The 13,642-nt window shown below is 59.5% G+C and carries 13 protein-coding genes and 2 pseudogenes; 2 read left to right on the top strand and 13 right to left on the bottom strand.

Translation table 11 applies throughout. The annotated features are described in order from the left end of the window. Window positions 1-23: 23 nt before the first annotated feature. The 10 genes and pseudogenes from MF410_RS00295 to MF410_RS00255 form a co-directional block, all read right to left on the bottom strand. A complete protein-coding gene (locus MF410_RS00295) occupies window positions 24-1,004 on the bottom strand; it encodes an aldo/keto reductase (RefSeq protein ID WP_064843712.1) in 981 nt (326 codons plus the stop codon). Between the two features lie 3 nt (window positions 1,005-1,007). Further along, complete coding sequence (oiaX, locus tag MF410_RS00290; protein WP_096771285.1) at window positions 1,008-2,291, bottom strand: 3-oxo-isoapionate-4-phosphate decarboxylase OiaX; 1,284 nt, start codon at window positions 2,289-2,291, stop codon at window positions 1,008-1,010. A 5-nt stretch (window positions 2,292-2,296) separates the two neighbouring features. Next, window positions 2,297-2,797 carry an aldo/keto reductase gene (locus MF410_RS36520; protein ID WP_275593007.1) on the bottom strand — a complete coding sequence of 167 codons (501 nt, stop codon included), beginning with the start codon at window positions 2,795-2,797 and terminating at the stop codon, window positions 2,297-2,299. Then, window positions 2,769-3,332 (bottom strand): aldo/keto reductase, encoded by a 564-nt coding sequence (locus MF410_RS36515; RefSeq protein ID WP_275593006.1) that lies wholly within the window; start codon window positions 3,330-3,332, stop codon window positions 2,769-2,771. Before MF410_RS36515 ends, MF410_RS36520 begins: the two co-directional genes overlap by 29 nt. A 64-nt stretch (window positions 3,333-3,396) precedes the next feature. After that, entirely contained in the window at window positions 3,397-4,395 is a 999-nt protein-coding gene (locus MF410_RS00280) for a substrate-binding domain-containing protein (RefSeq protein WP_004129775.1), read from the bottom strand. Window positions 4,396-4,490: 95 nt separating this feature from the next. Further along, window positions 4,491-5,405, bottom strand: a complete 915-nt coding sequence (locus MF410_RS00275; protein WP_013984672.1) for a putative ABC transporter permease — start codon at window positions 5,403-5,405, stop codon at window positions 4,491-4,493. A gap of 86 nt (window positions 5,406-5,491) precedes the next feature. Then, window positions 5,492-7,023 (bottom strand): annotated as a pseudogene (locus MF410_RS00270) (sugar ABC transporter ATP-binding protein). Window positions 7,024-7,093: 70 nt separating this feature from the next. Continuing rightward, window positions 7,094-7,980, bottom strand: a pseudogene (locus tag MF410_RS00265) (3-keto-5-aminohexanoate cleavage protein). Window positions 7,981-7,990: 10 nt separating this feature from the next. Beyond that, entirely contained in the window at window positions 7,991-9,019 is a 1,029-nt protein-coding gene (locus MF410_RS36510) for a four-carbon acid sugar kinase family protein (RefSeq protein ID WP_275593010.1), read from the bottom strand. Continuing rightward, on the bottom strand, window positions 8,901-9,344 hold the full coding sequence (locus MF410_RS00255; RefSeq protein WP_275593005.1) for a four-carbon acid sugar kinase family protein: 444 nt from the start codon (window positions 9,342-9,344) through the stop codon (window positions 8,901-8,903). The genes MF410_RS36510 and MF410_RS00255 overlap by 119 nt, the downstream gene beginning before the upstream one ends. A 151-nt stretch (window positions 9,345-9,495) precedes the next feature. Here MF410_RS00255 and MF410_RS00250 point away from each other — a divergent pair, with 151 nt between their 5' ends. Together MF410_RS00250 and MF410_RS00245 are read left to right on the top strand one after the other, a co-directional pair. Beyond that, window positions 9,496-10,290 carry a 3-oxoacyl-ACP reductase family protein gene (locus tag MF410_RS00250; RefSeq protein ID WP_004129782.1) on the top strand — a complete coding sequence of 265 codons (795 nt, stop codon included), beginning with the start codon at window positions 9,496-9,498 and terminating at the stop codon, window positions 10,288-10,290. A 100-nt stretch (window positions 10,291-10,390) separates the two neighbouring features. Beyond that, a complete protein-coding gene (locus tag MF410_RS00245) occupies window positions 10,391-11,092 on the top strand; it encodes a GntR family transcriptional regulator (RefSeq protein WP_004129783.1) in 702 nt (233 codons plus the stop codon). A 216-nt stretch (window positions 11,093-11,308) separates the two neighbouring features. On the opposite strand, the gene MF410_RS00240 is transcribed toward MF410_RS00245, so the two are convergent. The 3 genes from MF410_RS00240 to fba are packed head-to-tail and all read right to left on the bottom strand — an operon-like array spanning window position 11,309 to window position 13,639. After that, window positions 11,309-11,764, bottom strand: coding sequence for an RpiB/LacA/LacB family sugar-phosphate isomerase (locus MF410_RS00240; RefSeq protein WP_040140203.1), 456 nt, complete (start codon window positions 11,762-11,764; stop codon window positions 11,309-11,311). Between the two features lie 12 nt (window positions 11,765-11,776). Next, window positions 11,777-12,547 carry a triose-phosphate isomerase gene (locus tag MF410_RS00235; protein WP_064843709.1) on the bottom strand — a complete coding sequence of 257 codons (771 nt, stop codon included), beginning with the start codon at window positions 12,545-12,547 and terminating at the stop codon, window positions 11,777-11,779. Window positions 12,548-12,589: 42 nt separating this feature from the next. Beyond that, entirely contained in the window at window positions 12,590-13,639 is a 1,050-nt protein-coding gene (fba, locus tag MF410_RS00230) for a class II fructose-bisphosphate aldolase (RefSeq protein WP_064843708.1), read from the bottom strand. Between the last annotated feature and the right edge of the window lie 3 nt (window positions 13,640-13,642).

Below are 13,642 nucleotides of genomic sequence, written 5' to 3'. Positions count from 1 at the left end.
ACGTCGTCCCCGCTGAGCCAAACTCAGTTCAAGCCGACTACGCTATGCGGCACGTATGGCTCCTCGAGTTCGCGGACCTCGTCGTCGCTTAGCTTGACGGCCAAGGAAGCGACGGCATCCTTCAGATGCTGTAGCTTCGTTGCGCCGATTATAGGAGCCGTCACGCCCGCCTTTGTGTTAAGCCACGCCATCGCAACGAGGGATCGCGGGACGTTCTTGTCGTCTGCAATCTTTGCGACGACGTCTACGACGCGGCGATCCGCCTCGTCCGCGTGACCGTAGAACCGAGCGGTGACATTGTCGGTCTCGGACCTCAAACTGCTTTCCTCCCAAGGCCGGCTGAGGCGCCCGCGAGCCAGCGGACTGAACGCGATGATCCCCACCCCTTCAGCTTTACAGAGCGGCAACATCTCCCGCTCTTCCTCGCGATAAAGGAGGTTCATCTGAGCTTGCATCGAAACGAAACGCGACCATCCGGCAGCGTCCGACTTGTAGAGCGCGCGCGCAAATTGCCATGCGTAACAATTGCTGGCTCCGATGTAGCGAACCTTGCCGCTTCGAACGAGATCGGTCAGCGCTTCCAGCGTCTCTTCGATCGGGGTCGAATTGTCCCAGAAATGAATTTGGTAGAGGTCGATGTAGTCGGTCGCCAGCCGCTTGAGGCTGGCCTCAGCCTCCGCGATGATTGCCTTGCGGGAAAGTCCGACCGCATTCGCTCCGTTGCGCATCTTGCCGTAGACCTTGGTGGCAATGACAACCTCATCACGCTGCACCATCTCCCTGAGCAGCTTGCCGATGATCTCCTCGCTGGTGCCGTCCGAGTAGGCATTGGCCGTGTCGAAGCAGTTTATGCCCTGTTCGAGTGCCTCTTTGATAAATGGCCTACTGTCGTCTTCGGACAATGTCCAAGCATGGTTGCCGCGATCGGCGACGCCGAAACTCATGCAACCGAGAACCAGTTGCGAAATTTTGAGACCTGACCGGCCAAGCTGACGATATTCCATCTGTCATCTTCCTTCTGATACGGTTTTAGAGCCGAACTTGGCGAGCGACTGCGCCAGCTCTGGATGAGATTTGGCATATTCATGGAGATCGATCCCGGCGACCGCGGCATCCCAGGCCGCACGAACCGCTCTGACACCCGCCGACGGCCCGCCGGGATGGCTGACGACGCCACCACCACAAAGGTAAAGGTGGTCAAGCGTCTGCTCCGTCCTTCGATAGGTCTCAGGCGCCTGTCCACCCCATTGACCCGAACAAACGACCGGTAACGGGCGGTCGGCATCACTGAAGATCGGTTTCTGGAGATCATGGAACGACTGAACGAAAGACGCGTCCGGCTCCCAGTATTTGGCGGCAATGCCGTTGATCTGGAATTGGTCGACGCCGAGAAGTCGCCAAAGCTGTTGGTAGACCGAGAAATCGAACCCAAGACCAGGATGTCGGGTGAGAAGATCCCAGCCGTTGCGATGGGCGTGCAAGACAAGGGACGACCGCCGACGCAGGAACAGAAAAGCGCCCTTGCCGATCGAATTGATGTTGATGACGGCGGCGTTTCCACCCTCGCGCACGACCAGGTCGTGCTTGCGAACCATCTCGTCGGGATCGACGTCGGAAATGCCGAAGGCATACATCACCTTCTTGCCGGTGCGCTGCTCCTGATCCCGGACGATCGGCATGATCGCTTTCACCCGCGCCTCCAACGAGGAGTACGGTGGCGACATCAGTTTCTCGTCGTCCTTGATGAAGTCGACACCGGACGCGACGAGTTCAGCAACCACCTGCGCCGTTTCGTCCGGGGTGAGGCCGAGCGCGGGCTTGATGATCGTGCCGATGATTGGCCTATTGTAGACGCCGGTCAGACGCCGGGAGCCTTCGATCCCAAATTGAGGCCCCGGGTAGACGCCTTCAAACTCTGGAGGCAGCTGCAGGCCGACGACCCTCAGCCCGGTGAATTCCTTGATCGACCAGACCCCGCCCAATGCAACCGTGGTGACTGCCGCGAGGTCAGTTCCGACGGCCTCCAGGGGATAGGCGATTGTTGTCTCCGCTCGGTTGAAGACTTCGCCCGCTGCAGGGAGCGAGGGAACCTCGACAGAGTCCAGTTTCTCGAAAGCGACCACGCGCGCGGCCGCGCGCGCCTTCAGTTGCGGCGTCTCTCCGGGCAGGTCAACAAATGTACCCGTCGACTGGTCGCTTCCGATCTTGACCGCCAAGGCCTCAGCGCTCCCGGCGGTCTCAATCCGATAGGTGACCAGAATGTCCGAGGGCCTGCGCTGAGCCAGATCCATCGCGATCATGCCTCCGGAACTGGCGCGGCTTCAGGGATGAGGCCGGACGACTTCAGGTCGGCCCAGAACGCAGCCGGAACCGGCGTCGAGATCGCGGCGACGTTTGCGACGACGTGTTCGGGCGCCAGCGCTCCCTGTACCACCGCGGTCACTGCAGGATGTGCGTAGACAAATTGTGTCGCTGCAGTCGCAAGCGAGACGCCATGGCGCTCGCAGACGGCTTCGAGCGCCTCGACCTTGCGGACGATCGCTTCAGGCGCGGGCTGGCAATCGTAGGTGCGGGTGGTTGTCATCGACTTGCTACCCTCGGCGAGGATGCCGGAGTTGTAGATGCCAGCCGCAATGATACCGATGCCGCGACGCTGCATTTCTGGATAGAAATGGTCGAGAGCGCCGTGGTTGAGCAGGGTGTAGCGCCCGGCGACCATGGAGCAGTCGAGATCAAATTCCTCTGCCACCTGCAGGACCGACGCGGTTTCATTGACGCCGAGGCCGATGGCCTTCACGGAGCCTGTGCTGCGCAGTCTCGTCACACGCCTTGTAACCGCTCGATCTCAGCGCCGAAAGGTGGGTGCTATACGCCTCGCGGTGCCATTCGCCGCTCACGTCGTGGAGATAGAGGATGTCAATGTGGTCCATACCCAGGCGCTGCTGGCTATCTTCGAAAGCGCGCATGATGCCGTCATAGGAATAGTCGTAGTCATCGACGAATGGCAGCGCCTTCACCCAGTCGATGCCGTAAAGGCTCTCGGCGCGCTTTGCGCGGCTTTCCGGCTTGAGTATCCGCCCCGCCTTGGTGCTGACCACGACCTTGCCGATGAGATCGTTGTTGCGAAGGACATGGCCGAGGGAATGCTCGGACTTTCCAAGGCCGTAAAGGGGCGCGGTGTCGAAATAGCGGACACCCAAGTCGTATGCCTTGAGGACGACCGCTTCGAAAGTCTGGAAGCTCACATCGACATTGCACCCACCGAGCGGCGAGGTACCCAGCCCTAGCGAGGTCAGCGTCACATCGGTCTTTCCAACTTTTCTCTTCAACATGATGGTCGATCCTATTTCCCTGGTGTAAGGCGGACGGCCGTACGGGCCGTCCGCCGTTGTCCGATTACATGTACTTCTCGACATTGGTGGAATCGAGCACGAGCCACGGCACGACGTAGTCCTTCTCGGTGCCGCCCTTCCATTCCATCAGCGAGCCCCAGATTTCGGACTGCGGCTTGTAGCTCTCGCCCTTGATCGCCCGCAGTGCGAGGTCGACCGCGCCCTGGCCTTCGGCGCGGGCGTACTTGTAGAGGCTGACCGCCATCTCGCCCTTCTTCACGGCGCGCTTTGCGTCCGGAATGCCGTCGATCGCAAGAACGGGAACGGTCTTGAGATCGATGCCGGCGCTCTTCATGGCTTCGATCGCGCCAAGCGCCATCTCGTCGTTTTCCGCAAGGACGCCGTTGATCTCACCCGGGTGTGCGAGCAACCAGTTCTCCATGAGCGCCTGACCCTCGGCGCGGCTCCAGTTGCCTGTCTTGTCTTCGATGAGCTTGAGGTTCGGGAACTTGGCGAGACCAGCGTCTATGCCTGCGCGGCGCTCGATCTGGGCCGACTGGCCGATCGGACCCTCCATGAGGACGACGTTGCCGCCGTTCGGAAGGCGCTTGGCGAGTTCCTCAGCGATGATCCGGCCGCCTTCGGTATCGTTAACGATGATGGACGCGGTGTATTTCGTCGACTTGGTCTTGAGCGCCGACACGATAAGCGGGATTTTCGCTTCGGCGGCCTTTTCGATCGGCGGCGCCGAGGCCTCGAGGTCGAAGGGTGACATGATGATCGCGTTGAATTGTTGGGTGATCGCTGTGTCGATCTGGTTCGCCTGTGTCAGTGGATCATACTTGCCGTCGAAAACGGTGATCTCGACCTCGCCCGATTTGACGGCGGGATGGTTCTGGATTTCCGTCGACCAAGCCTTCATGTACTCGCCGGACTCACCGAACGAGAGAGCCGCGATCCGAATTTTGTCCTGCGCGAAGGCGAAGTTCCCGCCAGCCAACGTCGCTACGGCGATTGCCATACCCACACCCGCATTGAGCAGGTTCCTCCTAGACATCTGCATTTCATATTCTCCTCTGGTTTAAGATACGTCCGGACGCGACACGCTGGGCCGGACATTGTCGCCGGCCTTCCCCGGCGGCAATTTCGGGATTGGTCTTATTTGCGGATTTGGTCGGCGATGACCGCGACCACGATGATCGTGCCCTTGAGGACCTGCTGGTAGTATGAAGACACGCCCATGAGGTCCATGCCGTTGTTGATCGTGCCGATGATGAGCGCGCCGATCAGTGTGCCGAGCAGCGATCCGCGGCCGCCCGCAAGGCTCGTCCCGCCGATCACGACGGCGGCGATCGCGTCAAGCTCATAACCGATGCCCGCTTGCGGCAGCGCAGCGGTGGTGCGAGCCGTCAGGACAAGCCCCGCAAGACCAGCCAGGAGGCCCGAGATCACATAGGTCGCACCGACGATCACCTTGGTGGAAATGCCGCTCGTGCGAGCCGCCTTCTCGTTGCCGCCAACTGCGTACACATAACGGCCGAAAGTCGTATAGTTTAAAACGGTCCATCCAATCAGGAAGACGACGAACAGGATGACGATCGGTACCGGGATATACATGATCTGCCCGGAGCCGATCCACTTGAAGGGATCCGACAGATTCGGGATGGGGCGTCCTTCCGAAAAGATCAAGGTGAGACCGCGGGCCACGCTCAACATGCCAAGCGTCACTACGAACGGCGGGACCTTGACCGCGGCAACAAGCACGCCGTTCACCAAGCCGAGGCCGGCTCCCGCCGCGAGGCCCGCAAAGATACCGAAAAGCACGAACTGCTCGTTGGTCTCCGTTACGAGGCTGGCGGCGATCATGCCCGCGAGCGCCATTACGGAGCCGACCGATAGGTCGATGCCCTTAGTAAGGATGACGAAGGTCACTCCGATCGCCAGAATGCCGTTGATCGACGACTGGCGAACGAGATTCAGCCAATTCAACCATGTCATGAAGTACTGGTTCGCGAACGCGAAGAACGCGACGATCAGGAAAAACACGAGAACGATGCTGAACTGCCTGATCATTTCCCCGGCGCGGAAGTTTCCGGGCTTCGCCGCAGCGATGGTATTCATTACTCAAGTCCTCCCGTGAATGGGGCTATGACCGCTCATCAGCTCGCCATGTCCATAAGCGTCTGTTGCGTTGCTTCGGCACCGTCGATGATGCTGAGGAGCTGCCCCTGTTTGAAAATCGCGATCCTGTCGCTGAGCTGCATGATCTCCGGTGCCTCCGAGGAGACCACGAGGACGCCGTTGCCCTTTGCCGCGAAGTCTCGCAGGAACGCGTAGATCTCCTGCTTGGAACCTTCGTCGATGCCACGCGTCGGTTCGTCGCAAATGAGAAGCTTTGGATTTGTCAGAAGGCACCGGGCCAGCACGACTTTTTGTTGGTTGCCCCCTGACAGAGTTTCGACGGCAACATCTGGCGACGCCGACTTGATCCTCTGTGAGACGATCATGTCTTGAACTGCGCTGCGCTCTTTGTCCCCGCGGATGAAACCGCTGATGGCCATCAAGGCCAGCGATGAAAGCGTGATGTTGTGGGCGATCGATGCCGAGAGCACGAGACCACTGTCCTTGCGATCCTCGGTCACCATCGCCATTCCACGTTGAATTGCGTCCTTAGGACTGCCTGGCTTGACCTTACCGCCGTTGAAGACAACTTCGCCTCCCGTTGGTGAGTGCAGCCCGAATATTGTCTCGAGGAACTCGGTTCGTCCGGACCCAAGCAGCCCGTAGATTCCGACCACTTCGCCGGACGCCACGTCTAGCGAGATGTCTCGGAAATGAGGCCCGCGCGCCAAGTTCGAGACCGAAAGCAGGATTGGCGCGTCTTCGAGAGGCTTGCCCTTCTCGACCAGCTTGACTTCACGGCCGACGATCTGTGTCACAAGATGACGGCGGTCGATGTCTTTGATGTTTCCAGTCTCGATGAAACGGCCGTCGCGGAAGACTGTGTACTCATCCGCGATCTCGAAGATTTCGGTGAGTTTGTGAGACACGTAGATAATTGCGGAACCGCGCGCGGTGATCTTGCGGAGCGCGTTGAACAAGACATGGACTTCGTGTTCGCCGATAGCAGATGTCGGCTCGTCCATGATGACGATATGTGCCCGATAGCTGAGAGCCTTCGCAATTTCGACGAGCTGAATCTGGGCGAGGCTCAGCTCCCCCATCTTCTTGGCAGCGTCGACTTCAAAGCCGAGTTCATCGAGGAATGCCTGGGCGTCCCTGCGCATCTGGCTAAAATCGACGAGCACGCCAAGTCGCTTCGGCTCGCGGCCAAGGTAAAGGTTCTCGGCGACGGTCATCTCGGGGACGGGGAAAGCTCCTGCGTGATGATCGCGATGCCGTGACGCAAGGCGTCAGCGGCGCTTTTGAAGTCGACCTGCTCGCCATCGATCTCCACTATCCCTCCATCGCGGCGGAGCAGTCCCATCGTGATGTTGAGGAATGTCGACTTGCCGGCGCCGTTACCGCCGCACAAGGCATGGACGGTCCCGGCCTTTAGAGTTAGTCGGCCATCAACGAGCGCTGGGACGCCGTTGAACGACTTTTCCACGCCCTCGGCCCGCAGAAGCACGCGTGCCGAAGACGACTGCGCGGTTCCCTGAACTGTTATCTTCTCAGTTGCGTTGACCATGATATGACGTCATACCTCGTAAAAATCCAAATCTATGCCTCGTGTGTGCGGATCGCATGCCTTATTGGATCTACGCGGCGTCCAGTTCGAGGATCGCGCGTGCCTCCTGGGGTGTAGCGGGCTCACGTCCGACCTTTTGGGCAATCTCAACAGCGCGCGATATGACTTCCGCGTTCGTGGGTGTGCCGAACTCGCGATAGGGATAGTCGCCTATTCCAATAGCCATGTGGCCGCCCAGACGGCAGATCGCAGGAGCAATGTTCAACAGATTGCCCCCAAGGCAATTGACCGTCCATTCGATCGGCCGGTCGTCGGGCAGAAATGCAAGATGCGCCATGAGACCCGCCTCGGTCGGCGGATGCCCGGTAATGTATCGCCCTCCCGTTAGGTGCAGGAGAAAGTAGGCGGGCCCCTCACAAGGCCCGCGTCCATCAGAGCGATCGCGCGGCGCGTGAACCCGACAGACCAGGAAACCAGCTTCGGCTTTACGCCCTTTTCGGCCAAGGTACGCGCGTAGTGCGCGAGACTTTCGGTCGTGTTGAGATACAAACGTTCTGGATTTTCGAACCTGCGCGTCTCGGCATCCCAAAGCTCGAGATTGGCCGAACCGGTATCGATGGGCGCAATATCGGGCTTCGTAGCAGGGTCCAATGCCAGGGTTGCGACCGTGTCGATGCGCTTCATGGCGTCGGCATCATTCGAGATAAAGCCGAGCGTGGGAAGGATGAGTAGATCGGTCGCCTGCCTGACTTCGCGGATGATTTCGGCGTTTGCCTCAACGGTGTTTGTCGCACCGCCGTCGGCTGTCCTGGCATGATAGTGGAGAATCGCCGCTCCCGCCTTGCGGGCTGCAACGGCGGCCTCAACGATCTCGTCGGCGGTGTATGGGATATTAGGGTTGGATGTGCGCGGCGCGTACTCGTTGACCCTGGCTTCGAGGATGATTTTCTTTTGCATCTTTCGCTCCTTACGCCGCCAGATAACCCGAGGTGCCCGCCTTTGCCCGCAGGAAGAAGTCATCGGCACCAATCTGCCCGCCCTTCAGCATGACTTCGAGGCCATCGACTTCGGCGTCGCCCGGCGCATCCAGGCGGCAGACATGGCAATTTTGAACTTCGTCAAAAACGGCGATCTCGAGCGCTTCGGCGCCGATTGTCCGCACCGCATAGCTCGAACTGTCACCGCCCGAAAACACGATCCGCGGCAAGGAAACCGCGCGGCGCACGGCACGCGCAACGTCACAGTAGATGGCGCCCAAGCGTTCCGCGGGAACATCGCCGCCGGCCAGACGGCCGGTTTCCCCGCGAGCCGTGTAGATGATTGTAGATCGACCGCGCACAAGGCTCTCGATCGCCTTCAAAGCAGCCTCCCGCGCAACTGCCTCAGCATCATCATCGGACCGGACTGTCGAGACATCCAAGTGGACAAGGTTCCACCCGGAAGCTTCGGCCACCGCAATCTGGCGCCCGGTTTGCAGGGCGCAACTACCTGATAAGACGAGTAGATTTTCGACGCCGGCAATCTCCGTCTTGACGGGCTCCGCCGACGATAGCAGGCCCAAGCGGGCCCAAAGAGCGCCGAGTTGTTGCGCCAAGCCTTGAGCTGCTAGCGCGAACATCGGACGTGTCGGATACCGCGCCCAGAGCAGATCGGCGACAGCCGCAAGATCCGCATTTTCGAGCCCATCGAAAATGACCCCTGCCCCCTCTTGGAAGGCCTTGAAGACACGCTCCTCCATTGCCGAGCGGTTCCGGATTGCGGGAAGCGTGACGTTGACGAATTCCTTATCTGTCTGCCCAGCCAGATGCATGCGCAGATCCGCCTCGTGCATCGGCGTCCTGGGGTGGCGCGACATGCTCGGGTGCCGGTCGAGCCGCTCAATCCTGTCGGCAAAGCGCGCGAAATGATTTCCGAAACAGGTGTAGCGCCCGAAGTCCGGGGTCGCGGCGAGGACTGGAACGTCCCTCTTGCCGAAGTGAGCCGCAGCGCGCGCCAGAACAGCACCATAGCTTCCAACGGTGGGCGACGAGTTCGAACGTCGAACAGATCTTGTATTGGATAAGCGGACTGTTGAGGGTGCGCATGATCGAAAACGCGCTGTCAAGCTCCTCGTCGAGCTCGACGCCGGACAACGCCCTTGCGGTACCGGCGAAGCCAAGCACATCATAAGACAGAGCATCTGTTGACGCCGTCTGTGCTGAAGGGCGTGCGAGATAGAGTTTTCCCTTCACACCACTGCGATGGAACTGCGCCAGGTTTTCGGAAGAACCCGTGAAGTCGTCGCCGTAAAACACGGCCTTGAGCTTGCCAGCTGATGTCATCGGATCCTCCCAATATCCCGGCCGAGGATATCTTCCTCCATACATCAGCCGGGCTTCACTCTTGACAATACTCATAGAAGCAGCTCATAACTCTGTCAAGGTCATACCTTATACCTTATACCTCATATCGAGAAAATTGGAGGACGACGAGATGAGACTTTCTGGACGCACTGCCGTGGTGACGGGCGCTGGCCGGGGCATCGGACTGGCAATCGCTGAAGCCTATGTTCGCGAAGGCGCGAATGTCGTTATCGTCGACCGCGATCTGGAAGTGGCGAACGAAGCCGCCGAGCGGCTTGGGGAGCGGGCTTTGGCCGTCCGCGCCGATATTTCCGTCAACGAAGACGTTGAGACGATCGTTAAGGAAACGATTGGCCGATTCGGCACGGTCGACATACTCGTGAACAACGCGGGCGTGGGCGCAACCACTCTGTTTCTCGAAAGCTCACGGGAGGAATTCGAACGCGTCGTCCGGATCAATCTGACCGGAACATTCCTCGTGGCGCAAGCCTTTGCTCGGATCATGGCCGCCAAAGGCTATGGGCGGATCATCAATATCGCTTCGCTGTCCGGTCAGAAGGGAGGTGTCGGGCGTTCGGCCTATGGAGCCTCAAAGGCCGGCGTCGAACTCCTCACGAAGGTTATGGCGGTCGAACTCGCGGAATCGGGAATCAATGTGAATAACATCGCACCGGGCCCGATATTGACCGAGGTCTCGAAAGTCATGCACACGGTCGAAACGCGTGACGCCTATCATCGGCTCGTTCCGCAACGCCGTTATGGCGAACCATCGGAAATCGCTGATGCCGCGGTGTTCCTGGCGAGCGACGATGCTGCCTATATTACGGGGCACACCCTGAACGTCGACGGCGGCTTCCTGGCCGCTGGCCTCATGTTCCCATTCGATCCAAAAGCCTCGAAGCGGCTGGGACAAATCAGCGAATAACCTGGAGAGGTGGCCAGTTCGACGTTCGGCATTTGTCGCAAGCGGGAAAACGCGGTATGACCTCGTACCTTTTCGATTTCTGATTGGAGCGTGACCAGGAATGCTGTCTGTTGACCCAAAGAAAATCCCAAGCCGGCTGGACATAGCGCTCGACTACATTACGGGCGAAATTGCCAAAGGCAACCTCGGGCCTGGTGACAAACTTCCCAATGAAAAAGAGCTGGCCCAGCTTCTCGGGATCAGTCGCACTCCAATCAGAGAGGCGATCAAAACGCTCGCGGTCTCGGGTCTTGTCGAGACGCGTCATGGCTTTGGAAATTACATCCGTAAGGACGAAGGCCTTCCGGCGATGCCGCTCGCGATGTTTCAGCTCTATCTTCAGAGCTCGACGCCTGAGATGCTGATGGAACTGCGATACATTTTCGACCGCAACTGTTCAGAACTCGCGTCGCTGCGGCGTACGGACGAAGACCTCGCCACGATGAGAGAGTGCATCGACCGACTAAAAAGGCTGTCGGAGGATGCGAACTCCGCGATCGAAGATCTCCTCAAGGCCGATCTCGATTTCCACCGAGCAATATACAAAGCCGCCGGAAACCCGTTGATCGTCGTGATCGCCGACTTCGTGCTGACGATGGTCGCGCCTTGGGTGCAAAAATCGCTAGAGGTCAGTGGCAAATGGCGCGCAGTCGATCTCCACGAACACATGTTTCAGATGATCCGGGACAGAAAGACCGGTGACCTCAGCCGCGAGAGCGTCGAGGAAAACATGGAACACTTCCGCACATCCCTGCTGAAATGACAGCCAGGGCATCACGTCAAGGCGTGGCGCATCTTACATTTCCCGCAGGTCGCACTGCGATCATCACCGGCGGCATCTGAAGGCGGACGCGAAGCCCGGATACCGTATGCCGCCCGGCCTATTCGCCGGGTTCTGAAAATTGCCAGAAAACGATAATGCGCCAGGCTGATTGCGCCTGGCGCATCGACCGCGAGCAATGCATGCCCAGCCTTCCAACTAGCGGGCGTGGTATTTCGTATCGACCTCGTCGATGGCGGCAACATTGCTGGCCGAGCGACCGTTCTCGTCGAACCTCTGGGCGAGGAATGAGTCGACGATCGTCTTCGCAAGTTCCGATCCAATGACGCGGGCGCCCATGGTAATGATCTGGGCGTTGTTCGACAACGCCGCCCGCTCGGCGGAATAAGTATCGTGTGTGAGGGCTGCCCTAATACCCGGCACCTTGTTTGCCGAAATGCAGACGCCGATCCCGGTGCCGCACACCAGGATGGCCTTGTCATAGGTGCCGTCGAGCACGCCGTTGGCGACCCTGTCGGAGAGGTTCGCATAGAAATCGTCGAGACCGGCGTCCGTCCGGGAGACCTCGAACACCTCAAAACGGTCCTTGAGATAATCGGCGAGGACCTTGGCGAGGCCCTCGCCCGCGCTGTCGCCTGCTACTGCAATTTTCATCTTCATCACTCCTCAGATTTTGGCCGCGCACTTTTCGAGGATGTCGAGGTAGCCCTCGATCTTCCAGGCCGAGCGGCCGATGAACAGCCCATCGACATGAGGGCAGGATATGAGCTCTTCGCAGTTGTCTGCGTTGACCGAACCGCCGTAGAGGCAGGGAATGCGCCGGCCGAGCACGGCTTCCGCGAACGCGATGATCTCGGCCTGGCGGGCGTCGGCGTAGTCCGCTGTCGCGGGGATCCCATCGACGCCAATGGCCCAAACAGGCTCGTAGGCAAGCAGTATCGGTTTGTGCTTCTGGTCGGTAGAAAGGCTTCCCAACGCGCCACGAACCTGGCGCTCGAGGACGTCGCGGGCTCGCCCGGCCTCGCGTTCGGAAAGTGTCTCCCCTATGCAGATGAGCGGGATCAAGCCGTGGCGAACCGCCGCCTCGACTTTCAGTCCTACCGTCACGTCCGTCTCACCGAAATGTTCACGCCTCTCGGAGTGACCAAGCTCGACGATGTCGAGGTTGCAGTCTGTAAGCATCAAGGCCGAAATCTCGCCCGTCCAGGCGCCCTCCTCGTCCCAGTGCATGTTCTGCGCGCCGACCTTTACCGACGTGCCCGCCAATGTGGTCTTCACTTCCCGGACAACAGTGAAAGGAGGGATGACAAAGCGCTGGATGCGCGGATGGGACGTGATGTCTGCGGCCCTGAGACCGTGCGCAAATTGCGCGGCATCGGCAAGCGTCTTGTTCATCTTCCAGCTGGTGCCAATCCAGAGGGTTTTCTTCTCGGTCATGTCCCGCTTCACCACGTTTGCGTTCGAACTGCTGTGACCTACCTAGAGCGAGCCGGCTCGATACCGCTTCGCCATTTCCGCGAGTGGCACGACGTTGATAGAGCTTGCGCGCCCTGCCGTTCCGAAAGCTTCGAATCTTTCGCGACAAAGCTTCGAAAGCGCCGTCATTGCGGGCTTCAAATATTTGCGAGGGTCGAATTCTGTCGGATCTTCGGACAGCACTCGGCGCACCTGCCCGGTCATTGCCATGCGGCAATCCGTGTCGATGTTGACCTTTCGCACACCATGCCGAATGCCGCGCAGGATTTCCTCGAGCGGCACGCCCCAGGTGGGCTTCATCCGCCCGCCGAAGCGATTGAAGATTTCCTGCAACTCCTCCGGCACGCTTGACGAACCGTGCATGACGAGATGGGTATTCGGAAGTTTCCGGTGGATCGCCTCGATAACATCCATTGCCAGCACGTCACCGTCCGGCCGGCGTGAGAACTTGTAGGCGCCATGGCTGGTGCCCATTGCGACGGCAAGCGCATCCACCTTGGTCTCCGCGACAAATTTCGCCGCCTCCTCCGGATCGGTCAGAAGCTGATGCGGATCGAGCTTGCCTTCGACGCCGTGACCGTCTTCCGCCTCGCCCGCACCGGTCTCAAGCGAGCCCAGAACGCCAAGCTCCCCTTCCACCGAAACCCCTGCCCAATGGGCCGTGTCGCTGACGCTTCTCGTGACCTTGACGTTGTAGTCCCAATCCGCCGCGGTTTTCCCGTCAGCAAGGATCGATCCGTCCATCATTACGGACGTAAAACCATGCTGGATCGCGGTGACGCAGGTGCTCGGTTCGTTTCCGTGGTCAAGATGGACGCAAACGGGGATATGCGGATAGATTTCCGTCACCGCCTCCATCATGTGCTTGAGCATGATGTCGTTGACATAGGCTCGCGCCCCACGGCTCGCCTGGAGGATGACAGGCGAATCCGTTCCGTCGGCCGCTTCCATGATGGCAAGCGCCTGTTCCATGTTGTTAATGTTGAACGCCGGGACGCCGTAGCCGTGTTCGGCGGCATCATCCAGCAGCTGGCGGAGAGTAATCCTGGCCATGAC

The organism is Rhizobium sp. C104 (assembly GCF_022354505.1).
GTDB classification, from domain to species: domain Bacteria; phylum Pseudomonadota; class Alphaproteobacteria; order Rhizobiales; family Rhizobiaceae; genus Rhizobium; species Rhizobium redzepovicii.
The sequence above is the reverse complement of the archived record's forward strand: the minus strand, read 5'-3'. Positions and strand labels throughout refer to the sequence as shown.